At 34.8% G+C, this 25,191-nt stretch carries 23 protein-coding genes and 1 riboswitch; of the genes, 7 read left to right on the top strand and 16 right to left on the bottom strand.

The annotated features are described in order from the left end of the window. Positions 1–136 precede the first annotated feature (136 nt). A complete protein-coding gene (locus tag BM211_RS03830) occupies positions 137–715 on the bottom strand; it encodes an ECF transporter S component (RefSeq protein WP_035435132.1) in 579 nt (192 codons plus the stop codon). A gap of 163 nt (positions 716–878) precedes the next feature. Further along, positions 879–1,015, bottom strand: a riboswitch (FMN riboswitch). Positions 1,016–1,422: 407 nt separating this feature from the next. Between BM211_RS03830 and BM211_RS03825 the strand changes: the two genes are divergently transcribed. Next, on the top strand, positions 1,423–2,109 hold the full coding sequence (locus tag BM211_RS03825; protein ID WP_090995195.1) for a hypothetical protein: 687 nt from the start codon (positions 1,423–1,425) through the stop codon (positions 2,107–2,109). 33 nt (positions 2,110–2,142) lie between these two features. Here the strand turns inward: BM211_RS03825 and BM211_RS03820 are convergent, their stop codons facing one another. The 13 genes from BM211_RS03820 to BM211_RS03760 all read right to left on the bottom strand — a co-directional run bounded on the left by BM211_RS03820 (position 2,143) and on the right by BM211_RS03760 (position 15,283). Next, positions 2,143–2,757: a peptidoglycan DD-metalloendopeptidase family protein gene (locus BM211_RS03820; RefSeq protein WP_090995192.1), complete on the bottom strand. Its 615-nt coding sequence runs from the start codon at positions 2,755–2,757 to the stop codon at positions 2,143–2,145. 86 nt (positions 2,758–2,843) lie between these two features. After that, the gene (locus BM211_RS03815) at positions 2,844–3,425 is read right to left on the bottom strand and encodes a cob(I)yrinic acid a,c-diamide adenosyltransferase (RefSeq protein ID WP_035435140.1); all 582 of its coding nucleotides are present in this window, start codon (positions 3,423–3,425) and stop codon (positions 2,844–2,846) included. Between the two features lie 174 nt (positions 3,426–3,599). Continuing rightward, positions 3,600–5,336, bottom strand: coding sequence for an ATP-binding protein (locus tag BM211_RS03810; protein WP_035435639.1), 1,737 nt, complete (start codon positions 5,334–5,336; stop codon positions 3,600–3,602). 32 nt (positions 5,337–5,368) lie between these two features. Continuing rightward, positions 5,369–6,085: a response regulator transcription factor gene (locus tag BM211_RS03805; RefSeq protein ID WP_035435142.1), complete on the bottom strand. Its 717-nt coding sequence runs from the start codon at positions 6,083–6,085 to the stop codon at positions 5,369–5,371. Between the two features lie 445 nt (positions 6,086–6,530). After that, entirely contained in the window at positions 6,531–7,688 is a 1,158-nt protein-coding gene (gene ccsB / locus BM211_RS03800) for a c-type cytochrome biogenesis protein CcsB (RefSeq protein ID WP_035435143.1), read from the bottom strand. Between the two features lie 14 nt (positions 7,689–7,702). Then, positions 7,703–9,346 carry a cytochrome c biogenesis protein ResB gene (locus tag BM211_RS03795; RefSeq protein ID WP_081904927.1) on the bottom strand — a complete coding sequence of 548 codons (1,644 nt, stop codon included), beginning with the start codon at positions 9,344–9,346 and terminating at the stop codon, positions 7,703–7,705. A gap of 127 nt (positions 9,347–9,473) precedes the next feature. Further along, on the bottom strand, positions 9,474–9,995 hold the full coding sequence (gene resA, locus BM211_RS03790) for a thiol-disulfide oxidoreductase ResA (protein WP_035435149.1): 522 nt from the start codon (positions 9,993–9,995) through the stop codon (positions 9,474–9,476). Between the two features lie 388 nt (positions 9,996–10,383). Further along, entirely contained in the window at positions 10,384–11,112 is a 729-nt protein-coding gene (gene rluB / locus BM211_RS03785) for a 23S rRNA pseudouridine(2605) synthase RluB (protein WP_035435151.1), read from the bottom strand. Positions 11,113–11,399: 287 nt separating this feature from the next. Further along, entirely contained in the window at positions 11,400–11,933 is a 534-nt protein-coding gene (gene spmB / locus BM211_RS03780; RefSeq protein ID WP_035435154.1) for a spore maturation protein SpmB, read from the bottom strand. After that, positions 11,930–12,526 carry a nucleoside recognition domain-containing protein gene (locus BM211_RS03775; protein WP_035435157.1) on the bottom strand — a complete coding sequence of 199 codons (597 nt, stop codon included), beginning with the start codon at positions 12,524–12,526 and terminating at the stop codon, positions 11,930–11,932. The genes spmB and BM211_RS03775 overlap by 4 nt, the downstream gene beginning before the upstream one ends. Further along, positions 12,519–13,640: a D-alanyl-D-alanine carboxypeptidase family protein gene (locus BM211_RS03770; RefSeq protein WP_035435159.1), complete on the bottom strand. Its 1,122-nt coding sequence runs from the start codon at positions 13,638–13,640 to the stop codon at positions 12,519–12,521. The genes BM211_RS03775 and BM211_RS03770 overlap by 8 nt, the downstream gene beginning before the upstream one ends. A 132-nt stretch (positions 13,641–13,772) precedes the next feature. Then, on the bottom strand, positions 13,773–14,684 hold the full coding sequence (locus BM211_RS03765; RefSeq protein WP_035435161.1) for a superoxide dismutase: 912 nt from the start codon (positions 14,682–14,684) through the stop codon (positions 13,773–13,775). Between the two features lie 107 nt (positions 14,685–14,791). After that, the gene (locus tag BM211_RS03760) at positions 14,792–15,283 is read right to left on the bottom strand and encodes a DUF3907 family protein (RefSeq protein ID WP_090995186.1); all 492 of its coding nucleotides are present in this window, start codon (positions 15,281–15,283) and stop codon (positions 14,792–14,794) included. Positions 15,284–15,740: 457 nt separating this feature from the next. On the opposite strand from BM211_RS03760, the gene mprF reads away from it, so the two are divergent. After that, the gene (mprF, locus tag BM211_RS03755; RefSeq protein ID WP_035435167.1) at positions 15,741–18,314 is read left to right on the top strand and encodes a bifunctional lysylphosphatidylglycerol flippase/synthetase MprF; all 2,574 of its coding nucleotides are present in this window, start codon (positions 15,741–15,743) and stop codon (positions 18,312–18,314) included. Positions 18,315–18,316: 2 nt separating this feature from the next. Here the strand turns inward: mprF and BM211_RS03750 are convergent, their stop codons facing one another. Then, positions 18,317–19,090 carry a hypothetical protein gene (locus tag BM211_RS03750; RefSeq protein WP_090995184.1) on the bottom strand — a complete coding sequence of 258 codons (774 nt, stop codon included), beginning with the start codon at positions 19,088–19,090 and terminating at the stop codon, positions 18,317–18,319. Positions 19,091–19,297: 207 nt separating this feature from the next. On the opposite strand from BM211_RS03750, the gene deoD reads away from it, so the two are divergent. The 4 genes from deoD (at position 19,298) to BM211_RS03730 (ending at position 23,106) form a co-directional block, all read left to right on the top strand. Next, positions 19,298–20,005: a purine-nucleoside phosphorylase gene (deoD, locus tag BM211_RS03745; RefSeq protein WP_035435171.1), complete on the top strand. Its 708-nt coding sequence runs from the start codon at positions 19,298–19,300 to the stop codon at positions 20,003–20,005. Positions 20,006–20,280: 275 nt separating this feature from the next. Continuing rightward, entirely contained in the window at positions 20,281–22,098 is a 1,818-nt protein-coding gene (locus BM211_RS03740; RefSeq protein ID WP_035435173.1) for a sensor histidine kinase, read from the top strand. Positions 22,099–22,205: 107 nt separating this feature from the next. Next, positions 22,206–22,736: a tyrosine-type recombinase/integrase gene (locus BM211_RS03735; RefSeq protein WP_035435176.1), complete on the top strand. Its 531-nt coding sequence runs from the start codon at positions 22,206–22,208 to the stop codon at positions 22,734–22,736. A gap of 175 nt (positions 22,737–22,911) precedes the next feature. After that, positions 22,912–23,106 carry a DUF3924 family protein gene (locus BM211_RS03730; protein ID WP_035435177.1) on the top strand — a complete coding sequence of 65 codons (195 nt, stop codon included), beginning with the start codon at positions 22,912–22,914 and terminating at the stop codon, positions 23,104–23,106. A gap of 321 nt (positions 23,107–23,427) precedes the next feature. On the opposite strand, the gene BM211_RS03725 is transcribed toward BM211_RS03730, so the two are convergent. Further along, complete coding sequence (locus tag BM211_RS03725) at positions 23,428–24,273, bottom strand: DUF72 domain-containing protein (RefSeq protein WP_035435180.1); 846 nt, start codon at positions 24,271–24,273, stop codon at positions 23,428–23,430. A 418-nt stretch (positions 24,274–24,691) separates the two neighbouring features. On the opposite strand from BM211_RS03725, the gene BM211_RS03720 reads away from it, so the two are divergent. Beyond that, positions 24,692–25,144, top strand: a complete 453-nt coding sequence (locus BM211_RS03720; RefSeq protein ID WP_035435182.1) for a hypothetical protein — start codon at positions 24,692–24,694, stop codon at positions 25,142–25,144. Positions 25,145–25,191 lie beyond the last annotated feature (47 nt).

The raw sequence follows: 25,191 nt of genomic DNA, 5'->3' as shown, positions 1-25,191 counted from the left end.
ACCCTCAAATAATGAGGGTTATTTTTTACTAAAAAAAAATTCCCCTTCTAAACGAATGGAAACCTCTTAGCAGTCAGACTTTTACAAGATAAAAAGGCATCAGCAGAAAAATATCCACTGATGCCAAATCTTCTATTTACGCATTTTTCATTTTCGCAAACACCCATACTTTTAATCGAGAAAATAAAGGAACAAAAACAATTGTTACGATAATTCCTTTAATTAAATTAAATGGTAAAATTGCCGCCACAATCATTTGACGCATTGCACCGCTAGACATAGCAGGTTGACCTAAGAACCAAGTGTAGGCTGGTAAAATGATGAAATAATTTAGTACACTCATAATAAGAGTCATACAAATTGCTCCTAACATCAATCCAGTTGTTAAACTTTTAATTGTACGATGTTTACGGAACAACATAGATGCTGGAAGAATAAAGAGACATCCCGCTATAAAATTCGCCACTTCCCCTACTGGCACTCCTGTTAAACTTCCTTGGATACCATAATACAGTACGTTTTTTATCGCCTCTACAATTACACCTGAAAGTGGTCCAAAAATAATAGCTACAATTAATGCTGGGACATCACTAAAATCAATTTTCAAAAACGGTGGTAATCCTGGAAATGGAAAATCCAGCATCATTAGCAAATACGCAATGCTAGAAAGCATCGCAATGCTCATCATTTTTACTACACTCTTCTGTTGTTTCATATTTCTCTCTCCTTTTCCATCGATCATCTCATGGAATGTGGAAAGGTTCTGCTATGCCCAAATATTCTAGCATGAAAAAACCCTTTGCATTCGAAACGCAAAGGGAGAAATTTAAGGCACATCAAATAGACGTTCAAATACTTATCTTTTTTGAACGTTGAACCTCCATCTTCTCCCATCCAGACTGTACTGTCGGCTTTGGAATCGCACCAAATCCTGCCTTAACGGCTCGCGGGCTTAGAACAAATACATGCGTTCATCACCGCCGGTCGGGATTTTCACCCTGCCCCGAAGATAGACCGATATTCTATTTTCCTCATCATTATACAACAACTTTAGAACAATGTGAATCAAAATGCTTCTTTTTCATTCACATTGCATAGCAGATTTTGCTTATACGTAGAACAAAAGATAACTCGCATTCGCTTTCTCATTTTGTTTTCATCATTACATACGACAGCATATTCAGATATACTTGCTCGGCGAAAAAGAATTAAAATTCTTTGTCTTTTTATTTTATAAACTCTATCTAATCAAGCCTTCATAATTGCATGACATTTTAACGATTTGTAAATAATATGACAAAAAAGAACACTTTTTTCGTGTCTCTCTCTTTTTGTTAGTAATTCTCTAGCCATTCATATGCGAAAGTGATAAGATATGATATTGTTAAGAAAACAGCATTTTCTTACAGTGGAGGAAATGTCATGCGTAAAGAAAAAAAACAATCAATACGAGAAATTATGAAAAAAAATCTTCGCAAAGAATATTTTTATTTAAAAAAAGAATTACTGTTCTATTGTCCTGTTGATTCAGGAAAATTCTCAGGAGATACATATTATGCTGCCTTTGATAAACACGGGATTAGTATATACCAATATGATAAACACTCAGACAGTAAGCTAAAACTTTGCGAACGACACCCATGGAAAAGCTGGAGAAAAGTGAAAATCGATCATTATTTAACAAAAACCCAATTCGTCTTTCAAGGAGAACGAAATTGGATTCTTTCTTTGTTTCACCAAGGAAAGAAAGCTGAAAAAATCATTCAAACTTATACATCTTTAGAAATGGAGATTGTTTCTAGATCATTTTTAAAGAAACTGCCTGGTTATCGCTCGAATACAACATTAAATATGTATATTGGAACAATTTGCTATACCGCACTAATTGCGTTTATATTAAAAGTTATCGTTCCATTTCAAGTCTTCCGAGTCGCTTTGTATTCACTGTCCCTCGGCTGTATGTTGCTCGGTCTACTTTGTTTTGTTATCGGCCTTATCGAACCTACTATTGTCCTATTTAGAACAGAAGAGAAAACAAGAGCGAAAGTATTTTATTATTATAGCTATTTAGCAATTGCTGGATTTATTTGTCTCTTTATTTTTTGGTAACAAACAAAAGAGCTAGGCTTACTAGCTCTTTTTTCAATTGATATGTAATTTTTGTGATGGATAAATGATATCTTTTTGTAGACGATTTTTTACTTTCAATTCTTCAACAGTTGTCCCAAACTTTCTAGCAATACTCACTAGTGTATCATCCTTTTGCACAACATATACAGAAGCAGATACTACTGTATTTTGTTTTTCCCCAAGTATTTGCAAGGGATTAATCGCATTTGTTTTTGCTATCGTCCAAGCCCCTTTATGAATTTCTAAATGTAAATGCGCACCATTAGATTGTCCAGTATTCCCTACTTGTCCAATTATTTGCCCTTGCAAAATCTCTTCTCCTTCTTTCACAAGCCGTTTATTCATATGTGCATATACCGCTTCATAATCTCTATGTTTAATAAATATAACATGACCATAACTATCAGAAAAATAAGATCTTGTTACAATACCACCTTGCATGGCTGCAATTGAAGTTCCTGTTGGTGCAGCAATATCAATACCAAAATGCTTTCCATTTCTCGTTCCAAAATAATCGCTAATTCTTCCCTCCACTGGCCACTTCCACTGTTTTTCCTCAGCAGCACCTTCTGCTTGTCCTATAAAAAAGATACAAAAGAAAAACAATATTACCTTTAAAACTCTCATTGTAAATCCTCCGTTTTCTAAATAACCATTACACTTTCTCTATTTTGGTTATTTATAGAAAAAAGTATACAAAAAAAAGAAAGAGTCTATTCCTCTTTCTTTTCTTCCTTATCCCGAAATACAATTGCGCTTCTTTTATATTCTACATCATTCACGTGAGAACGAGCATTCACAATCCTTGCAACCGCAAATAAATAATCCGATAATCGATTTACGTATTGCAAAACATGTTCATTTATCTCATCTTGTTTCTTTAAAGAAACGATGCATCGTTCTGCTCTTCTTGTAACAGTACGAGCGATATGAATAATTGCTGCTCCTTCACTTCCTCCTGGTAAAATAAAGCGTTCTAGCGGCGGTGCTTCTTTTACATATACATCAATCCTTTTCTCTAGAAAAGTAATGATATCCTCTGTTACTTTATACGGAATTTTTTTCTGTACAATCGCTAAATCGCCGCCGCAATCAAACAACTCATGCTGAATTTTTTCAAGTTCCAGGTAAATATCTTGAAACAACTCACCTTGCAATAGTGTCATCGCATGCCCAATAAATGAATTCGCTTCATCAAGTGTTCCGTACGCCTCGACACGCAAATCATCTTTATCTACGCGTCCTCCAATAATACTTGTTGTGCCCTTATCTCCTGTTTTTGTATAGAGCTTCATACTTTTCCCCCTACTCTTATGTATTTTTCCTATACAAACACTTCTGTCGCTAACCAATATATAGAGAAAATAGACAACCCCGAAAAATCCAATTGATGCTCATTAAAGAATACAGACCGCGCTGCTCACGGTTTTATTTTATGAAAAAAGCTTATCAAAAAGATAAGCTTTTCATCATATGTCTGATGGTAAATATACAGAGAATGTTGTACCTTCACCTACTACACTCGACACTGTTATTTTACCCTCATGTCCGCGCACAATGTTTTTTGCAATCGCAAGCCCTAAACCTGTACCACCTGTTTTTCCGCGTGTACGGGCTTTATCTGCTTTATAAAAGCGCTCAAATAAGAACGGAATATCCTCTTCTGGAATACCAACTCCAGAATCTGATACTTCGAATACAATTCCGTTACTTTTCTCATCAATAATAAGCGATACTTTACCGCCAGTATTTGTATGCCTAATCGCATTATCAATTAAATTTGTTAACACTTGTTCCATTCGATCAGGATCAAAAGAATGCTGCTCTATAGAAGTTCGATAATCAACTAATAATTGTACTTCTTTTTCCTTCGCTATCCCTTGAAATTTCCGTGCAATCTTTTCAACAAACGGAACGACATCTACCTCAGATATATGTAATTCTACATGACCGCTCTCCATTCGAGCTAGATCTAATAATTCATTTACAAGACGCCCTAATCGTACAGATTCATCATAAATGATTTGCACAAATTCATGCACTTCTTCTTTCGTTTGAACAATATCATCTAAAATTGCTTCACTATATCCTTGCAGCATAACCATTGGTGTACGTAATTCATGCGATACGTTTGCAATAAAATCTTTCCGCATTTTTTCAAGTCGGCGCTCTTCTGTCATATCACGAAGTACTGCAACAGCTCCGCGAATCTTTGTCTGATTGTATAGCGGGGTCATCAGTACAACATAATTACCTTTTTCTAAATTTATTTCCACAACTTGCTCTTGTTCACTTTCTACAACTAAATGAAACAGTTCAACAAGCTCAGATGGTAAACTTACACTTAACTCTATCTCTTTTTCTTCATGCCATACTTGTAAGAAACGCTCTGCTGGCGGATTAATTACTACAACTTCTCCTTCTTGATTTAGCGTAATAACACCATCGGCCATACTACTTAAAATACCTGAAAGCTGTTCTTTTTCTTGTTGCAGGGCATTCATATTAAACTTCAATTGTTTCCCCATTTGATTTAAAGCTGTTGCCAATTCACCGATTTCATCTTGCGAAACCATCGGTACCTTCGCATCAAATTTTCCGCGCGCTACTTCAAAAGCGACTTCACGCATTTTACGAAGTGGTGCTGTAATTCGAGTTGATAAGAAAAACGCAAAGAATGTTGTTAAAATAATTGCAATTCCCGCAGATAAAAAGATAAAATCTGTCGATTTTTCTATTCCCTGTTTTGGTACTTGTAACGATTGATATACAAAAACAGCACCATCTTTTGATGACTTTAACGGAACACCGACAATCATCATATCATTTTCATGATTTTTCTTGTTTTTTTCATCTGGGACGCTTTTTATTTTTTGGACCTTTTTACGTTCTGTAAATACAGCTTGTAACTCTTTATCATGTTTTAAATCATCTAATGTTAATGTTACCAATCCTCGTTGAGCCGGAGATGCAGATACTTTATCATCCTCTTTAACAATAATAATCCGCGAAAGAGGGTCAGCGAATTTATATGCGATATGTTCTATCGTCTTCTCATCCGCCCCCTCTTCTATTAATTCAGAAACGCTCGTTGCAACATTTGTCAGCCTTGTTTCTCCCATCGTCACATAATAATTGTCGAAAAACTGAGAAAGTAAAATAGCGACAAAGCCTAGGACGAATGAAACGAGGAGTAAAATTGTCATCCATAACTTCCCAACAACACTTTTCCAAAGCATCAATCGTTCACAACCTCAAACTTGTAACCAACACCCCATACTGTTACAATCATTTTCGCTGCATTTGCTGATTTTTTGCTTAATTTCTCACGCAAACGCTTTACATGCGTATCAACCGTGCGTAAATCACCGAAAAATTCATACTGCCATACTTCTTTTAATAATTGTTCACGGTCAAACACTTTATCAGGTGCCTTCGCTAAAAATAGTAATAATTCATATTCTTTTGGTGTTAAATTCACTTCTTCTCCATCTGCTGTTACACGATGTGCATCATTATCAATTGTTAAGTGCGGGAATACAGTAACATCCTTTGTTGTTGTATCTTGCGTAAAGAATGTTGTTGTAACGGAACGACGTAGCACAGCTTTTACACGCAACACAACTTCACGTGGGCTAAACGGTTTTACGATATAATCGTCTGTTCCAACTTCGAATCCTTGCACTCGATTTATTTCTTCTCCTTTTGCCGTTAGCATAATAATTGGTGTTGCCTTTTTCTCACGAATCCCTTTACAAACTTCAATACCATCCATTCCAGGCATCATAATGTCTAAAAGGATAAGATCATAATCATTTTGCAATGCTTTTTCTAAAGCCGTTTCTCCATTGTCGGCTTCATCAATGATGTACTGCTCTCTCTCTAAATACATTTTTAATAAACGACGGATACGATCTTCATCATCTACAATTAAAACCTTTAGTTCATTTCCCATGGCTATCCGCTGTACATATGCATGTTACAACGGTTCACACCTACCTTTCTTCAATAAAGCGAAACTTTCCTTATGAGAATGAATGAAATCCATTTGGCGCATGCTAACAGTTATACCACGCTTATTAGTAAAGTCGAAATCCTACTTTCCCATTAGAACGAAATAACTTCTCACAGACTAGCCTTTTCACGATTGAAAGTTCACCTTCGCATTATGTTTCACATAAATAACAAAATTTGTTCATAGTTTTTCCAAAAATATGTATTTTACCTGAACAATACATTTTGTCTCGACATTATTTTACAAAATCCCTCTATACTTTGTCATGTTTTTCTCAAAAAAGAAAAGAAATGAACAAAATTAAAATAGGAAAGTGACAGTCACCTTCCTATTTTATACCGCAATAATGAACTGCACAATAGAATTCGTTAAACTTCAACTTTTGTTATGCATATGAATGTAAACCTGCGATCACTAAATTCACTACGACAAAGTTAAACATAATAATTGCAAAGCCAATTACTGCCAGCCACGCTGACTTTTCACCGTGCCACCCTTTAGACAAACGTAAATGTAAAAACGCTGCATAAAAGAGCCAAGTAATGAGTGCCCAAACTTCTTTCGGATCCCAGCCCCAAAAACGCGTCCATGCAATTTGTGCCCAAATCATCGCAAAGATTAAAGCACCTAGCGTAAAGACCGGGAATCCAATTGCAACAGAGCGATACCCGATTTCATCAAGTAAATCACTATCAACTTTCTGCACTGCTGGTTGAAGAGTTGCGGCAACTCGTTTTCGTAAAATTAATCTTAGGACAATATAAAGCAACGTTCCTACAAAAACTGACCAAATGACAGTGTTTAATTTTTTCGCATTGATAATAGCTGGTGTATTTATTACAGGCTCAAATTTTTCAGCTGTAATTAACTTTCCTTCATGAGGACCGACTAAAGCTGGTAAATTATATACCATTTCAGCTTTCTGCTCATCTTTATTTACCCATTGGAACTTAGCTTCATACTTTACACTTGAAAAAGCAGTTGTCGCCCCTATAAATCCAATTACACAAACAAGCGAAAAAATAACTGCTTCGAGCCAAAATGTTTGCTTACTTTTTTTGGACTGATCCACATTTTTCAATAAATATATAACTCCTGTTATAAAACTAATCGATAAAATAGCTTGACCAGCCGCTGCTGTTGTTACATGAATATGGAGCCAGTTACTTTTTAATGATGGAATAAGCGGTGTAATTTCTCTTGGAAACATACTTGCATAGGCTATTAGTAAAATAGCAACCGGAAGTGCAAATAGGCCAAGTATACTTGTCCGATACATAAAATAAATAATTATAAACGCACCGACCATCATCATACCGAAAAATGTACCGAACTCAAAAAAATTACTAACCGGTGCATGCCCTGATGCAATCCATCTCGTAACAAAATATACTGACTGAGCAGCAAAACCTAAAATTGTGATAGTTATCCCGATGTTTGCCCACTTTCGCCCTTTTTCTTTAATCGCTCCTCCAAAGAACAGTGTTGCAACTAAATACAATACGAAAGCAGTAAATAAGAAATTACTACTTATTTCTACCATACTCTCTCCCCACCTTAACTAATTTTTTTCTCATTTACTTTATCATTTGGCTGCGGAATACTTGTCCCTTCTAGCACCTTTTCAATCTCTTTTCGCAAACCATACCAATTTTTATTTGTATGACCCGCAATCCACCATTCGTTATCAACACACTGCACCCAAATACGACGATGATTCCAATACATCCCCTGGATAACGCCGACCATGAAAATAAAGCCTCCTAAAGCGATTACCCAAAGTGTTAAATCTTTCCGAACAGTAAGTGCTGTAACGTTTCGCGTTTCGATGCCTGCAAAAGACATTTTGTATAAATTATTTCCTTCAGGCTCTATATTTTGTTGAATTCCAACAAAACTCACTTCTCCATTTGGCGTTTCAGGCGTAAACATTTTAAAGACAAAAGCAGGGTTGTTAGGAAGCTTCGTTTTTGTATTTGGCTTGCCGCTTTCATCAAAATAAAAATCAGGAAAATAACTTAACAGATGCAGAGAATACCCATTTCCTAAATCGTATGTTTCTTTTGGATTTGCTAGATCAACAGTAATCGGGCCCCATTTTTGACCACCTTCTTTCTTTTGTAAAAAGAAAGACATTTTATTTAATTCGCCTTCTTTATAGGAAACCTGATAAAGTGCATAGTCATCAAATTTAAGAGGTTCATTTACTCGAATGTTTTCGTCTTTCACTTTCTCAAGCTTCGGCTCTTCACCAGCAACGCTTCTCCCGACTACTTTATACAAAACAGCATTTGTTTGAAAATTTTTCTCTATCATCTTATTTCCAACACGATCAATCGCATCGTTAAATACTTTATTTTCTTTACTTTTATCATAAACTTCTTTAATAAATTTCTCATTTTTCAAATAATACTTTCCGTCTGTTCCAGGAATTTCTTTCGTTTCACCTTCCCGAAGCCAAAGTGATGCATCAACATACATACCAGGAACAACACGAAGCATCGTTCCAAATAAAAAAATGATAAGACCAATATGATTAACGTATGGACCCCAACGCGAAAAACGACCTTTTTCTGCTAAAATATTATTATCTTCAACTTGAATATTGTATTTTCTCTTTTTCAAGTTCTCTTTTACACATTCAATCTCTTCTGTAGTCGCATCTGCTGTTCCATATAACCGCTGTCTTTTTAAAAAACTTGGATGTCTTGTTACCCGTTGTTTTTTCAGCGCTTTATATAAAGGAACAACACGATCTAAACTACATATAACGAGAGAAATCCCAATAGATGCCACTAAAATCATATACCACCAAGAACTATATAAATTATTAAACCCTAAATGATAATACAATTGCCCAAGGAAACCATACTGCTGTTCATAGTATTCTCCAGGCGTGACAGTTGGTGGAATATACATTTCTTGCGGGAAAATCGTTCCAATTCCAGATGCGATCAGTGTAATAACAATAAGCCATATTCCAACTTTTACAGAAGAAAAGAAGCTCCAAATTTTATCTACCACTGTTTTGGAATGCGTAATAGAACGCCGCGCACTTCCTTCATATCGCATATCTAGTAATTTTGTATCCTGCTTATCTTCAAAAGGTTTTCCGCAAGCTTCACAAAAAATTGTACCGATTGGGTTTACGTGACCACAATCACATTTTACTTGTCCCAAATCTTTCACCGCCTTTTTCATATTTCTATGTATCTATGTTTTATGTATAAATTAACAAAATACTCAGAAATTTAATGATAGGTGCTGAAAACCATGTACAGCACCTCGATTGTCGAAGAACTTGAATAAACTTTCTATCCTCTTCTCATTATGGAGTAATTTTCTTTAAGTATTCTTCCATTTGTTCTCTCGATTGTGTACCTGTAATTTTTTCGATAATCTTGCCATCTTTATCAATTAAAAACGTTGTCGGTAGTGGTCCTACACCATATGTATTTAAAATTTCTTGTCCTTTATCAATAGCTACAGGAAATTTCAATCCGTACCCACTCACAAAATTCTTCACAGCGAGTTCTGTTTCGTCTGCATCTAATGCCAATATTTCAACACCTTTTTCCTTATATTTCGGGTACAGTTCGTTCATATATGGCATTTCTTTCTCACAAGGTTTACACCATGTCCCCCAAAAATTTAAAAACACACCTTTTCCTTTTAACTCTTTTAACGTAATCTTTTTACCTTCTAAATCAGTAGCTACGAAGTTTGGCGCTGCCTTTCCTACTTGTACTTTCTCTTTATCAACAAAAAAGTTTTGATATAGCGTAAAACCTAACGCTCCTCCTAAGATGAGCAAAATAATTACGCGAAATAACAGTCTATTTTTCTTCACAGTGTCTCTCCTTCCTTAACCGAATAAAGAAGTTTAGCACATACTAAACTTTTCTATAAAAATGCCCATTGAAAAACTGACATAAAACCCTTTTTAAGGTAGGCAAGAGGATCTAGCCATGCATAGAAGCGGTCAGGGCCTTTACCTGCCAAGTGCAAAGTTTTAAAACAAAGAAAGATAGGTCCGTTTTGATCTTCATGATAGTAGTCTATATGCCGAAAAATGAAAGTAACTTTCTATAGATAATAAGGGGCATATGTTCACTGGAATAATCCCCTTATCAAACTTCTAAATGAAATGTATGACTGAGTAGTTACAATAAATTTATATATGTATTCACTTCTATCAGTAAAGTTTTCTTTACTGATAGAAGCCTTTATATTCTATACTATCTCGGTTTCGTTGAAGCGAGAGCACGAAGTTGTTTTACTTCATGAGGAGTTAGTTCTCTCGCATCCCCTGGGCGCAAACTCCCTAACTCTAAGAAGGCATAACGCTCACGCTTTAATTTCATCACGTTACATCCAACTGCTTCAAACATTCTACGTACTTGGCGATTTCTTCCCTCGTGAATTGTCAATTGTACAATTGCAATTTCTTTACGCTTATCCCATGAAAGGATTTTCACACGTGCAGGCGCCGTCTTTCCTTCTTCTAGCATAACACCTTTTTCTAACATGCGGATTTTTTCACCAGTTAGCGGACCTTTTACCTTTGCTACGTATGTTTTCTCAACCTTATACTTTGGATGCATTAAAATGTTCGCAAACTCTCCGTCATTTGTCATCAATATTAAACCAGATGTATCATAATCTAATCGGCCAATTGGAAACAGACGCTGTGGAATATCTAAAAAGAAATCTGTCACAACTTTTCTTCCTTTATCATCTGTTACGCTCGAAATAACACCCGTTGGTTTATATAATAAAAAGTAAGCAGGCGTTTCTTTTTCAAGAGGAATGTTGTTTACTTCAACTTTATCTTGCGCACTCACTTTCGTTCCTAGTTCAGTCACGATTTTTCCGTTAACCTTAACTTTACCTTGTTGAATGAGTTCTTCTGCCTTTCTTCTCGACGCAATACCTGCTTGCGCTATTACCTTTTGTAGTCGTTCCATTTCGTTTCTTCACCTCAAATTCATCTTACCTTCATTAGAAGGACTTGGCAACTGTCTAGCCTTAATGGCGATTATCCTTCCTTACCGTAAACAACATCGCCAACTTTATAAGCTAATAAAGGAATAAAATGCATTTTTCTTCTTTATTATGATTTACATCCTTCCATTTTCTCACAACAATTGTTCACGGTTTTGTCAAAAATAATCCATAAAAAAGCCACTATTAAGCACATTCTTAATAGTGGCTGTATCCGTATTATAGTCTAATTGGAATGAAAAATGAATCATTATTGCTGAAACATGAGTGAAACAAATACAATTGAGCACACAATCCCAATTAAATCAGCAAATAAGCCTACCTTTAAAGCATCGCCCATTTTCCGAATCCCAACCGCTCCAAAATAAACTGTTAAAATATAAAAAGTTGTATCTGTACTTCCTTGCATCGTAGACGCAAGTCTCCCAATAAATGAATCCGGCCCATATGTGGCAATTAAATCAGTTGTAATACTTAGCCCTGCTGATCCAGAAATAGGGCGAATAAGAGCAAGAGGAACAATCTCTGCTGGCACATGGATAGCATCTAGCATTGGTTTCATTACATGGATCATTGCATCTAGCGCGCCTGAAGCACGAAAAATTGAAATAGAAACGAGCATACCGACCATAAATGGCAAAATAGATATAGCAATTTGAATTCCTTCTTTCCCGCCTTCTACAAATGATTCATACGTCGGTACTTTTTTTATCGTACCATATAATAAAATAAATCCAATTACACAGGGGATTACCCATAAAGAAATCGTATTAACGAGGTTCATTTTTTCTTCCCCTTTCTACTTCTTCTTCGGTAAAAGTAACGATCAATCCAAATCGCTCCAATCATAGATAAAACCTGAGCGATAAACGTTACGCCTACAATTTCAGTTGGATTTGCAGAATGATACGTCATCCGAATCGAAATAACAGTAGTGGGAATAAGTGTAATAGCTGATGTATTTAAAGCAAGAAATGTAATCATAGAGCGGCTTGCAAAGTCTCTTCCTCCATTTAATTCTTTTAAATGTTCCATTGCTTTAATCCCAAGCGGCGTGGCTGCATTGCCTAATCCAAAAAAGTTTGCCATCATATTAGACAAAATGAACCCCAGTGCTGGATGATTCTTTGGCACTTCTGGAAACAGTTTTTTTACAAGAGGCATAAACAGTGCAACAAGTTTCTTTAGCAAACCAGCTTCCTCGGCAATCTTCATTAAACCTAGCCAAAAAACAAGAACACTAATCAGTCCGATACAAATGGTTACAGCATTTTTTGAACCTTCGAAAACTGCTTTATTTACTTCGTCCATCGTTCCATTAAACATTGCATATACAATACCAATTATCGCCATCGCAACCCATATAATATTAACCATCTATTTCCACACCTAACATATGAGAAAATACTTCCTGAAAATCTCTCCAAAACAAACCCGTGCTCACAATAAGTTTCCGTTTACTATAAAATAGGTTACGCTCTCCAATTTCTTCTTCGTTTAAATAAGCGACAGCACGCCCCACTTTCTCTCCATCTATCAGCTTGGCTGTTTTATCAAATTCAATTTTTATAACAACCTTTTTAGCCTCTTCTTTTGTTAGCGGCACTAATAAATCATTTTTCGTATATATATGATTGGTATACTTTTTGTCTTGCAGTTCAGATAGAGGCCCCTTCGCTACTACCGTAGTTGCTGTATATTGTTTAAATCCTTCATTAAATAAGTACATATGGTCATCCCAATCACCCGAAGCTTGCAATGTTACAACAATTAAATCTAGCCCATCCTTTGATGCAGTTGTTACAAGTGTTCGCCCTGCCTTTTTCGTAAATCCAGTTTTCCCTCCCGTTGCATACTCGTACATAGAAGTAACAAGCTTATGTTTATTTTTCCATGGATAGTCCCATACTTTAGATTGATACGTTTTCGTTCCAAAAATTTTACGAAATGTCTCGTTTTCCATGGCATACCGGGTTAACTGTGCCATATCATATGCTGAAGAATAATGTGTCCCGTCGCCGTCTAAACCATGTGGATTAGAAAAATGTGTATCCTTCATTCCAATTTGTGCTGCTTTTTCATTCATTAGATATACGAATCCATCTATACTCCCGCCAACATATTCTGCAATTGCTTGAGCTGCATCATTTCCAGAGCGCAGCATTAAACCATATACTAAATCTTCTAATGGTACTTTCTGTCCTGGTTTTAAATAAATAGCTGATCCTTCCACACGAACCGCTGTATTACTAATGGATACCTTTTCTTTCATTTTCCCTGATTCGACCGCTAAAAGTGCGGTCATAATTTTTGTAATACTTGCGATTTTTTCAGATTCATGCTCTAACTTCCCATATAATACTCGCCCCGAATGTTGCTCCATCAACACAGCATTACGTGCACTAACATTATTCATTTGTGCATATGTATCATGTGGCAACATACTTGCACATATTAGAATAAGTGCAATCACGATCCATCTTCTCCGCATATATCCACGTCCTTTTTGGCACTTTTTGTACAAGTGTATGCTTGGACCTTTAAAATATGAATGGAAGTTGAGATGGATAACTAGCTTGCAACCGAATAGAAAGACAACTAAAAAAGACGCATTGTGATGCGTCTAATATGGTATCCACTGTAAATTCTTCGCACTTTCAAATCTTTTCTCTACATCTCCCCAGTTGACAATATTCCACCAATTCTTTATATATTCTTCCTTTCGGTTTTGATATTGTAAATAATAGGCATGTTCCCATACATCCAGTACTAATAGAGGAATTGTATCCCACTGTGTAAATAATTGATGAAGTGTACTTTGTAAAATTTCTAATCGTCCAGAACGAGGCGCCCAAACGAGAATAGCCCATCCTGAACCTTCCACCTTTGCTGCTGCTTCTGTAAAATGTTTTTGAAAACGTAAAAAGCTCCCAAAATCTTTTTCAATTTCCCTCGATAAGTCTCCATGCGGGCTGCCACCACCATCTCTTTTCATATTATTCCAAAAAATGGTGTGTAAATAATGACCAGAACCATGAAAGGCAGCTTCTCTCTCCCAATGTTTTATTAAATCAAATTGATTTGTTTTTCTTGCTTCTGCCATCATCTTCTCTGCTTTATTTAATCCCTCTACATAACTACGATGATGCTTATCGTGATGAAGCATCATAATTTCCCTTGAGATATAAGGCTCTAACGCATTATACGGATACGGAAGCGGCGGCAAGGTATGTCCGCCAATTGGTACAGAAGCTCTTTCATAATTTCTTTCATATAATGCATATTCCGAATCAGTCATTAACGCTTCTTGTAAGTAGTGTTGAATATGCTCGACATCATCACTAATTTCATAAACAAACTCTGCATCGTAATCATATTCATTTTCTTTAATGCGATCTAATAGCATTTGAATTTTATATGCAAGCATATGAACATCATACACTTCTGTTGCCCGGCTATCTAATACGTGGAGAACACTTTCACACCAACTTTCAACCTCATGAAAGTAATCAGTGAATACTTCTTGCTGACTCATATGACACCTCCATCAATATATCCTTCTTAAATGTATTCAAAATTCCGGTTGTATATGACGATTCAAAAAGCAAAAGAAGCTAGGAATCACCTAACTTCTTACAGTAGTTAATATTTTTGGATCATTTTCGTTTGATAGTCGGTCTCATAATATTCTAGCTCTTCACGCAGCATTTGAAATTTCCCTTCTAACTCTTTCATCATTTGTTCAATCGACATAGGAGGTTGCTTTTGAAACGCAATTGAATTCTTTCCCGTATAAGCTGATCGGCTATTTTCATACCAATGATCATTTTTAGGTGAAAAAAACTCTGCAATCACTTGATGATAGATTTTATATAACGTTCTTTCCGCTGCACTTTTCCGAAACGGTTTATTATTCAGTAATACAGAGCAAGCATCTAAGCCTTCTTCACAAAATACAAGCAAGCGCCGAATGGAAGCTAATAATCCAGCAAAATACTGTTCATCGCCGGATGGTGTTTCTTCTAATAATAAAGGTAGCGTATAATAGTTTACATATTTAGTGATTACTTCAACTACTTCTCCCAAAAAAACAGTTACTTGCTGCGTTTGGTTTTCAACCATTAAATTGGACATGTTAGTTTCTCCCCCTACCATTTGAACTAATTTTGAAAGTTAATTTTTCTGTTATATATTTATTTTGGATCAGCTTCTTTACAAAACGCCTTACTCCCAATTGTATCCTCATCAAAATATACGCAAAATTCTTCGAACGTATTAATATGAAAATCCTCACTCACACTATCTCTTTTTTTATCACATAACTACAGAATGACATCACGCAAATATATGTTTTGATTTTCGATTTTAAAAACAAATTTCCTTCAAAAGAAGGAAATTCTTTCAAAAAACCTTCGAAATAAAGTGGGATTTTTCAGATTTTTAAGTATAAAGTTTTACCGATTATTAATAGATAATGTTTACATATATAAATTACAACTACATTTTCAAAGAATTTTTCTTTTTATTTTTATTGAAGTTTGTCATAATAAAAATATTGTCTCAGTTTTCTAATACAAGGAGAGTTGTCTTTATGTCGTTTTCATGGAAACGTATATTACAAATTGGAAAATTTATTTTTCCCTTTGTTGTATTAACAATCGTGTTTTTTCAAGCACGCAAAGAACTATCTGGTGTTTCATTTCGAGAAGCAGTTGAAACGATTAAACATATTCCACCCGGTGGATTTTTCTTAGCCGTTATACTCGGTGCATTTGCTGTTGCTACAATGTTCTTTTACGATTTTGTAATGTTGCGGCATCTACAAGCAGATATACCAATTAAAAAGATTTTTCGTATTTCTTGGACTGCTAATACATTCAATGGATTTATAGGATTTGGCGGTCTTGTTGGGGCAGGTATACGTACAATGTTATATCGTCCTTATGTACAAGAAAATGGTAAACTTATTCGAAGTATCGCCTGGATGACAGCAGCTTTTATTAACGGACTAGCATTATTATCTTTTCTCGGTCTAATTGGCATACTAGATACAAGATTTATTTTACACGAAAAGCCTTGGCTATGGCCCGTTTTCATCTTTTTTGCTCTTTTTGTTCCGTTATACATAGGGATTTCTAAAATAAAAAGTCGCAAGCAAAGAAAAGAAGAAGAACAAGTTGAAAAAAATCCAACTGTCCTCTACTCCCTTGTTTCATTAGTAGAGTGGGTATCAGCGGGTATAGTAATATATGTCATCTTACTTCTATTCGGAATTGAAATAGATTTCCATAAAGTTCTCGGTGTATATGTTATTGCAGCTTTAGCTGGCGTTGTGAGTCTTGTACCAGGGGGGCTTGGTTCCTTCGACTTTGTTTTTTTAACAGGGATTGGACAATATGGTGTAGATACAGGTGTATTACTTCCTGCTATGTTATTATATCGCCTTGTATATTATATTTTACCGTTTGGACTCGGTTTAATTTTTGCAGCATTTGAAATGACAGGAGCTGCTTTAAAGAAATTTGAAGATAAACCATTTATTGCACCTGCCCTGGAAACAACTGGGGTCATTTGGTCATTACAACGTGATTTTCTTGGAAAACTAGGTTCTTGGGCATCTGCTGCATTAACAATTTTCGCAGGACTTATGGTTATTTTTTCCACCATTTTCCCTACAAGTATTGAACGTGCTCATGCATTGCATATTTTAGTTCCTAAATACCTTGTACAAATTTCCTTTAGTTTATCACTAACATTTGGTATTTTACTCGTTATTTTATCACGTGGCATTTATCACGGAACGAAACGCTCCTATTATATGACAATTGTATCTCTCATCGGAGCTGCGATCTTCAATACACTAAAAGGAATTGATTTAGAAGAAACCTTTATTTTACTCATTGTGCTAACTGTACTATATATGATTCGCAAACGATTTGTTCGTGAGAAAATAGCGATTTCATTTTCAGATGTAGTAAAAGTTTGTCTCTTTGTACTGATTACGTTGTATCTGTACAAAAAACTTGGGGTACAATTTGCCGATGCCAAAGAAGTATTTAAACCTGATTTTGTTGTTCGTAATATTAAACAAGTACAGCGCAGTGCAATTGCAGCAGCTTTTTTTGTACCAAGTTTTCTGCTAATTGGTTCCCTAATTGCCAATCGTTACAAAACTAAATTTCCCGGGCAACCAGCCAATATGACACAACTACAACACTTTTTAGATGAATATGGTGGAAACGTGTTAAGTCACCTTGGTTTTTTAGGAGATAAGCAATTCTTTTTCAGTAACGACGGAAAAGCAATGATTCAGTTTGCTCCTGCCGGTAAACGTCTTATTATACTTGGTGATCCAATTGGACAACCTTCTTCTTTTCGTAACGTTTTAGAAGAATTTTTAACAGAAGCGGATCGTTTCGGCTATATTTGCGTATTTTATCAAATTGAAAGTAAATGGCTGGGTTTATATCATGATTTTGGATATAACTTCTTCAAGCTTGGTGAAGAGGCAGTTGTCGATTTAAATAATTTCACAATTTCAGGAAAAAAACGAGCTGGATTGCGTGCAACTTTCAATCGTTTCGAGCGAGATGGTTATACTTTTGCGATTCACGAACCACCATTTACAGATGAATTGTATGATGAACTAAAAAAAGTATCAGATGCATGGCTTGGGGGGAAAAAAGAAAAAAGCTTCTCTCTCGGTTATTTTGATCGTGATTACATAAATCGTGCGCCCATCGCAACACTTTCTGATATTGATGGTAAAATTATTGCTTTTACAACATTTATGCCAGTTTACCAAGACGGTGAATTATCTGTTGATTTAATGCGCTATTATCCTAATGCACCTAGCGGAATTATGGATGCTATGTTCATTCATTTATTCCAATGGGCAAAAGAAAATGGCTATCAATACTTTAATATTGGAATGGCTCCGCTTTCTAATGTTGGGTTATCAGCACAATCATTTTGGTCAGAGCGTGTTGCAGCAGCCATTTTTAATAACGTTCGTTATACATATAGTTTTAGTGGCCTGCGACATTTCAAAGAAAAATATAAACCAACATGGAGCGGGAAGTATTTAGCATTTCGTAAAAATCATTCCTTACCAATTACAATGCTCGCTGTAACAAAATTAATCGGAAAACGAAAAGACAGCTAATTTTAGCTGTCTTTTCGTTTCTGAACTTGCAAAGTAAATTGTTCTTCATATTTCTTTCCGTCAATATAAAAAGTGCCCCATATTTTATAAAGTCCTTCACTCGGAAACGTAACGCGAAATTGTAATTGTTCCTCATTATTATTAGGAACAACGTATAAAAAATGCTGTCGCTCTCCATCCACTATACGTAATTCAGAACGTTCTCCTGCATTTGAACGAAACTTTACCTTTTGTCCTTTTCCCACTTGAAATTGAAACGTTAATGTTTCTTCTTCATTTGGATATAACGTACGAAATAATAGCGATGTTTTATATGGACCAATAGATTTCGTTAATACCGTATCTGCAGCAATTGGATTTTGTTTTTTTTCTACTACTTTTTTTCCCGCTACTATATTCTTTTCAGCAAATTGTTTAGTTGTATCCCCTGTTTCTTCATATAGGAAAATGGTATATTCTCCTTCTTTTTTAAACTGGTATGTAGCTTTGTAAGAGCCATCTCCAACAAAAGTTGGTCTCGCTTCATATGATTGTGTTAACTGCCTGTCCACAATAAACATGCGAATATGGTCGTTTACACCGCGAATTTCGGCTCCTTTTTTATTTTGCAATTGAAATGTAATATTTGCGATTTCATTTATATCCATATCATGTAGTTGCCACTTCACCTGCTGTATCTGCCCTGTTGTTTCTTCACTGCTTTTATATTTTTTCATATAAAATCCACCAAGAACAATAAGAAGCAAAGCGATAACTCCTATAATAACATTTTTCATGAAATCACCCATCTATTTTTTAATAAATTGTAACATAATTCTGATTATTAATCAGACAAAAACATCTATTAAAGCACAATTATTTTCTTTTGCCTGAATAGATCTATAGATAGAAATATACTATTGTAAACGCTCTACTTCGTGTATACTACAAAGTGAAGTAAATATTTAGTAATATTGATTGCTACATAACAAGGAGGATTTTATATGAGCATACACATTGGAGCAAAAGAAGGCGAAATTGCAGAATCTATTTTATTACCTGGAGATCCTTTACGTGCAAAGTATATTGCAGAAAATTTTTTAGAAGATGTAACATGCTATAACAATGTGCGTGGCATGCTAGGGTTTACAGGAACATATAAAGGAAAACGCGTCTCTGTTCAAGGTACAGGTATGGGAGTTCCTTCTATTTCTATTTACGTAAACGAGCTAATTCAAAGCTATGGGGTAAAGAATTTAATTCGTGTTGGAACATGCGGTGCCATTCAAAAAGACGTAAAAGTACGTGATGTTATTATTGCAATGACTGCTTGTACAGACTCAAACATAAATCGTTTAACATTCCCTGGATTTGATTTTGCACCATGTGCAAACTTTGATTTATTGAAGAAAGCATACGATGCTGGTATAGAAAAAGGGTTACACATCCGTGTTGGGAACGTACTGACAGCCGATGTATTTTATCGTGAAAGCATGGATATGGTAAAAAAACTTGGCGACTACGGTGTATTAGCTGTTGAAATGGAAACAACTGCACTATATACATTAGCTGCAAAATACGGTGTAAATGCATTATCTGTCTTAACAGTAAGTGACCATATCTTTACTGGTGAAGAAACAACGGCCGAAGAACGTCAAACAACATTTAACGAAATGATTGAAATTGCATTAGACGCTGCAATCCAATCATAAATCCGATAAGAACTTGTCATACGTCTGGCAAGTTCTTTTTTATCCTCTACTATATACACCCATTTTGATTTTCAGATATATAAGTCACTTTTATGCATAACCATATGCTCTCGTTCTCCTTAGAAAGAAAGGATTTTATGTCAGTATATACTCACTTTATATGACTTTTTGAATTGAACTATCTCAGCATGCGACAGATTTTCGCTCCTACTATGTTTATTCGTTTGCTATAATAAAGTGACGATTATGGAATTTACATCTTATGAGGTGAAAAAGTGAAAAAAAGAAGTATTGTGTTTAAGCTTTTCTTATTAACATCAGCATTATTTACTGCTACATTTCTACTCTTTTTCCTTGGACAATCACTATTTTTAGAGAAATTTTATATTAATAAAAAAGTTCAAACGGTCCAAACTAATTTCGAAAAATTTGTAAACAAATATGAAAAAAGCAACGGAACTTTCGAGGAGCTTTCAAAGCTAAAACAAGAGTTTTATGAAAAAACAAACGCTGAACTCGTACTTTTAGATCGCAATGGTATTATTAAGGATGATAAAAATTATCACATTGAAATTGTTAACAAATTCAATAATACACTGTTTATTCCATTGAATAATACTTTCACAATTCCTGAATATTCTTCGTTTATTAATTTAGGATTAAAAATATCTGACCCAATCAGTGTACAAGGTATCTTAAAAAACAATATGATTATTCCTGTTACAATTACTACTGCTGATAATAAAACATGGCAAAATGATAATATCATTTCAGATTTGAAGCTATTTGGCATTCAACTTACAGATATCAAAAGAAACTTATATACAAAAGATTTTAGTACTAGCATTAACAAATTCGATGGTACGATATCAAAATTGCATATGCCTTCTCCAAACGATATTCGTCTTGCAAATAAAGATACATTAATGCAAGGCATCCAACATTGGGAGCTTTCTGTCGCATTAGGGAAAACAAATGCGAGTGAAATGACAACATATACACTCGGCGGAGAAAACGACATTAAAAGTCAGATTTTTGTTAAACCCGTAGTTACAAATGGAGAAATAAAAGAATTTGCATTTGCAATGACATCATTGCAGCCCGTTAATGAGGCTATGCTTGTTTTGAAAGATTATTATGTCTATGCGTTAATGATCGTCTTTATTGTCATAATTTTATTATCGTTTTATTACTCAAAAATCATTGCAAATCCGCTTATTAAAATGAATCGTGTTACAAAAAAAATGGCAAACTTTGATTTCTCTGAAAAACTTCCTATATCCACTGAGGATGAGATAGGGAGTCTATCAGGTAGTATTAACTCTCTTTCTGTAAATTTAAAAGACCGAATTGATAAATTACATGTAGTAAATACAAAACTACAGCAAGATATTGAAAAAGAGCGGCAACTAGAAAAAACAAGAAAAGAATTTATATCTGGCGTATCGCATGAATTAAAAACACCATTAAGTGTAATCCGAAGTTTCGCTGAAGGCATTAAAGATGGCGTAAGTAAAGACACTACGTATTATACTGACGTTATTTTAGAAGAGACTGATAACATGAACCGCCTTATTGTCGAAATGCTAGAACTTGCAAAACTTGAGTCCGGCACATATAAATTAGAATTAGAACCGTTTTCAATAGGAGAATTAATTCAACAAGTATATACAAAGCTGTTATTTAGCATCGAAGAAAAAGATTTACAAGTAGAGCTTGCCTTTGATTCCACTATTTATGTACAAGCAAATCGAAATCGTATTGAACAAGTTGTCGTCAATTTATTAAGCAATGCGATTCGTTATACACCAGTTGGAGAGCAAATAAAAGTAACTATCAGTGAGAATGAAGAAACCGTAAAAGTGGAAATTGAAAATAACGGTGCACCTATTCCCGAAGAAAGTTTAGATAAAATATGGGATCGCTTCTATCGAATAGATGCATCACGTAGCCGTCATACGGGTGGAACTGGTCTTGGACTATCCATCGTAAAAAACATTTTAGAATTGCATCATGCTAATTATGGTGTCTATAATAAAGAAAATGGCGTTGTCTTTTACTTTCATTTGTCAAAAGTGGAAGTAATCAAATAATTTGTCCTAATTTCACGAAAAGTTCACATGAAATTCACACTCTTCCTTTACAGTAATAACTAGTTAATCCTTTCCTTTACACATACAAAAAGAGGAGAGTGCGTGAAATGAAACAAGTAGGACAACCAATTCAAAACGAAAAACAATTAGAAAAAATCAAAGATATACTAATACAATCATCAAAGCGCGATGCTTTATTATTCGTATTAGCTGTGAATTCCGGATTAAAAGTAAGTGAAATATTGCAGTTAAAAGTTGGCGATGTTATCGATGAAGATGAGCATGTTCGTCACTCAATTTTGTTCTATAATGACAAAATGAAAAAGCATAAATGGTTCGCTGTAAATGAAGAATTGCAACATACAATTGAACAATATATGAAAGAACGCAAAGTCTGGAAGCGAAATGAACCATTATTAAAATCTCAAAAAGGAACAAAATCTATTACAAGGCAACATGCTTGGTACATTTTAAACAAAGCAGCAAAAGAAGTTGGTTTAGAAGGGATTAGCTCGCATACACTTCGAAAAACATGGGGATATTGTGCTTATAAATCTGGCGTAGATATTGCCTTTTTACAACACTTTTTTGATCATAGTACCCCATCCAAAACTTTGAAATACATCGGTATTGCTTAACAATACTTACTGTAAAAATCGTAAAAGAAGGTAGCTATTTTAAAAATAGTTACCTTCTTTTTTTATACATATAAATTAAAATCGATTTATATACTTCCTGTCACATCTTATATATCTTTCTCTTTTCTTGTTTCTCTCCTCTTCTAGTGATACTCTAATAGCAGGGGGGAGAAATATGAACACATTAACAATTGAATTGCCGAAAGAAACATTAGAAAAGCTAAGTTTATTACAACAAGCTTATAAAAAGAAAACAGGTACTGTCGTTACCGAAAGTACACTTATTCAATCTCTTATTTCAAGAGAATTTATTCAAGAAGTTTCACCATTTGATTTACAGCAATACATACAACAAAAAGAACAGCAATAAGTCTCTAATGACAGAAAAACTCTCATTTATCTTTACAATGAGAGTTTTTCTATCTTTTCAAGCAAGTTATCACTAGCGTACATAATTGATCACCCATCTTAATTTTTATAAGGCGTGAATTTTTTAAGATTAAAACTAGAAAAACAATTGACGTTGATAATGATAACCATTATCATTAATTACGAAGCCAACAATTGATGAAACAACCAAACGCTCAGTAACATTGTTACCCCTCTTTTTTCATAAAGAAACACACTGTACATTCCCCCTGTTTGTACAGTGTGTTTCTTTTTATTTTAACTCTTTAGTTAATATTTTACTTCATTCAAATAAATTTAGTTGTTCAGGTTTAGGCTCTCCGTATGTGATCCCCAGCATATCCATTAACTGTTTCGCATTATCTGCTGCATCTCCGCCAGAATTATTATTAAATAGAAGATAAACTTCCTTTGTTTTTGTTTTCAATTCCTCTATTCGTTCTATCCATTCTTCTAATTCCTGTTTATTATAGCGATATAAACAACGAACAGCCCGCCAGTTCTCTCCTTTATCCAGCCACCCGTGTACATTGCGTCCGTGAAATCGAACTAAAGTCATTTGTTCATGCGTTGATTCTAATACAATTGGAATAGAGCCAACTCCCGCTTGTGGTTCATCACAAATTGTATGAATCCAACCTTCTTGTTTCATAAATTCCAACGTTTGATTACGAAATTGTGGATAAAACCAAGTCTGATTCCGAAACTCTAATGAACATGGGATATCTTGCATTTTTTCCTTTGTATAGCGTAATAAATCCACATTTTTCTTTCGACAATCAAACCAAGGTGGATACTGGAATAATACCATTTTTAACTTATTGGCTTTTTGAAGAGGAGCGATTGACTCTTTAAATGCGTGAAACATATCATCAATATTTGCAAACGGAATTTCACCGCGCATATGACCTGTCATTCCTTGATAGGCTTTCACAATAAACGAAAAATTTGACGGTGTTTCTAAAGCCCATTTCTCATAATTTCTTACAGGCTGCATAGCATAAAAAGAACTATCCACTTCCACAATTGGAAAATGATCACTATATGTTTGCAGTTTATGCTTTATTTCATATGGATCCTTATATAAAGAATCGTGATCACCCCATCCCGTTACCCCAATAGAAATCATTTAAACACCATCCCCTATCTACCTTTAAGTCTAAAAAACATATAATTATATATAAAAAAATGAAAATGAAAACATTATTTCATTTTCAAACAACTCATAACGCGTTTACACTCTTTAAAATCCTATAACCTCTTATTAACTATAACAAATCTAAGAGATTTTTCTATATACATTCATTTTGATTTTCACCATATACATCGCAGCTATGCAAAATACAACATGACCTATACCTGCTTGCTTCCTTTGTTTTAATAACAGGAAAGGGCCCTGACCGCTTCTACGCATGGCCAACCCCTCTCGCCCCCTAAAAAAGGGTTTTTATATCTTTACTTTTCTTTACCACAGCTTAACGTTAATTTAATGCTCATTTTGTATAATTCATAATGAAAGAACTTATAGGAAACGAGGGTGAATACTAATGAAAGTATTATCATCTATCCGCTTTTGGCTTATTCTCATGTCATGTATAACATTATGCTTTGCACTCTTTTTAATTGGAGAATACAATAGACCAAGAGCAGAATCAAATGACGACACCATTCCTTATCAAGTCCTATATATAAATGAAAACCACATACCACTAACACAAACTAGACAAAAAGAAAAAATTGTTCTAAAGGGAATGGTAATAACTGATGCCACTTCCTATAAACAACTAGAAACAATTGCAACACAAATCAAAGAAAAATATGCAAATGCAAATCTCGACTCTATTGAACTAACAGTCCATAACAAAAATAACGGCCAATTCGATGATCTTGCTTATGAACCTATTGCCAAAGGTAATATTGTCATCTCTTATACAACATTAACTAAAACCGAGCGCAGTGTGCATACAAATATAAATATTCAACTCAACAAGCACTCTTAATCTAATAGAGTGCTTGTTTTTTTATCCCGCTATTCGTGGGCAGTATT

The sequence above is a fragment of the Bacillus sp. 491mf genome (genome assembly GCF_900112415.1).
Classification (GTDB): Bacteria; Bacillota; Bacilli; order Bacillales; family Bacillaceae_G; genus Bacillus_A.
The sequence above is the reverse complement of the archived record's forward strand: the minus strand, read 5'-3'. Positions and strand labels throughout refer to the sequence as shown.

Excerpts from the sequence above, each read along its gene's own strand:
- BM211_RS03830 (WP_035435132.1), bottom strand. The coding sequence starts at position 715 with ATGAAACAACAGAAGAGTGTAGTAAAAATGATGAGCATTGCGATGCTT.
- BM211_RS03825 (WP_090995195.1), top strand. The coding sequence starts at position 1,423 with ATGCGTAAAGAAAAAAAACAATCAATACGAGAAATTATGAAAAAAAAT.
- BM211_RS03820 (WP_090995192.1), bottom strand. The coding sequence starts at position 2,757 with ATGAGAGTTTTAAAGGTAATATTGTTTTTCTTTTGTATCTTTTTTATA.
- BM211_RS03815 (WP_035435140.1), bottom strand. The coding sequence starts at position 3,425 with ATGAAGCTCTATACAAAAACAGGAGATAAGGGCACAACAAGTATTATT.
- BM211_RS03810 (WP_035435639.1), bottom strand. The coding sequence starts at position 5,336 with ATGACAATTTTACTCCTCGTTTCATTCGTCCTAGGCTTTGTCGCTATT.
- BM211_RS03805 (WP_035435142.1), bottom strand. The coding sequence starts at position 6,085 with ATGGGAAATGAACTAAAGGTTTTAATTGTAGATGATGAAGATCGTATC.
- ccsB (WP_035435143.1), bottom strand. The coding sequence starts at position 7,688 with ATGGTAGAAATAAGTAGTAATTTCTTATTTACTGCTTTCGTATTGTAT.
- BM211_RS03795 (WP_081904927.1), bottom strand. The coding sequence starts at position 9,346 with ATGAAAAAGGCGGTGAAAGATTTGGGACAAGTAAAATGTGATTGTGGT.
- rluB (WP_035435151.1), bottom strand. The coding sequence starts at position 11,112 with ATGGAACGACTACAAAAGGTAATAGCGCAAGCAGGTATTGCGTCGAGA.
- spmB (WP_035435154.1), bottom strand. The coding sequence starts at position 11,933 with ATGAACCTCGTTAATACGATTTCTTTATGGGTAATCCCCTGTGTAATT.
- BM211_RS03775 (WP_035435157.1), bottom strand. The coding sequence starts at position 12,526 with ATGGTTAATATTATATGGGTTGCGATGGCGATAATTGGTATTGTATAT.
- BM211_RS03770 (WP_035435159.1), bottom strand. The coding sequence starts at position 13,640 with ATGCGGAGAAGATGGATCGTGATTGCACTTATTCTAATATGTGCAAGT.
- BM211_RS03765 (WP_035435161.1), bottom strand. The coding sequence starts at position 14,684 with ATGAGTCAGCAAGAAGTATTCACTGATTACTTTCATGAGGTTGAAAGT.
- BM211_RS03760 (WP_090995186.1), bottom strand. The coding sequence starts at position 15,283 with ATGTCCAATTTAATGGTTGAAAACCAAACGCAGCAAGTAACTGTTTTT.
- mprF (WP_035435167.1), top strand. The coding sequence starts at position 15,741 with ATGTCGTTTTCATGGAAACGTATATTACAAATTGGAAAATTTATTTTT.
- BM211_RS03750 (WP_090995184.1), bottom strand. The coding sequence starts at position 19,090 with ATGAAAAATGTTATTATAGGAGTTATCGCTTTGCTTCTTATTGTTCTT.
- deoD (WP_035435171.1), top strand. The coding sequence starts at position 19,298 with ATGAGCATACACATTGGAGCAAAAGAAGGCGAAATTGCAGAATCTATT.
- BM211_RS03735 (WP_035435176.1), top strand. The coding sequence starts at position 22,206 with ATGAAACAAGTAGGACAACCAATTCAAAACGAAAAACAATTAGAAAAA.
- BM211_RS03730 (WP_035435177.1), top strand. The coding sequence starts at position 22,912 with ATGAACACATTAACAATTGAATTGCCGAAAGAAACATTAGAAAAGCTA.
- BM211_RS03725 (WP_035435180.1), bottom strand. The coding sequence starts at position 24,273 with ATGATTTCTATTGGGGTAACGGGATGGGGTGATCACGATTCTTTATAT.
- BM211_RS03720 (WP_035435182.1), top strand. The coding sequence starts at position 24,692 with ATGAAAGTATTATCATCTATCCGCTTTTGGCTTATTCTCATGTCATGT.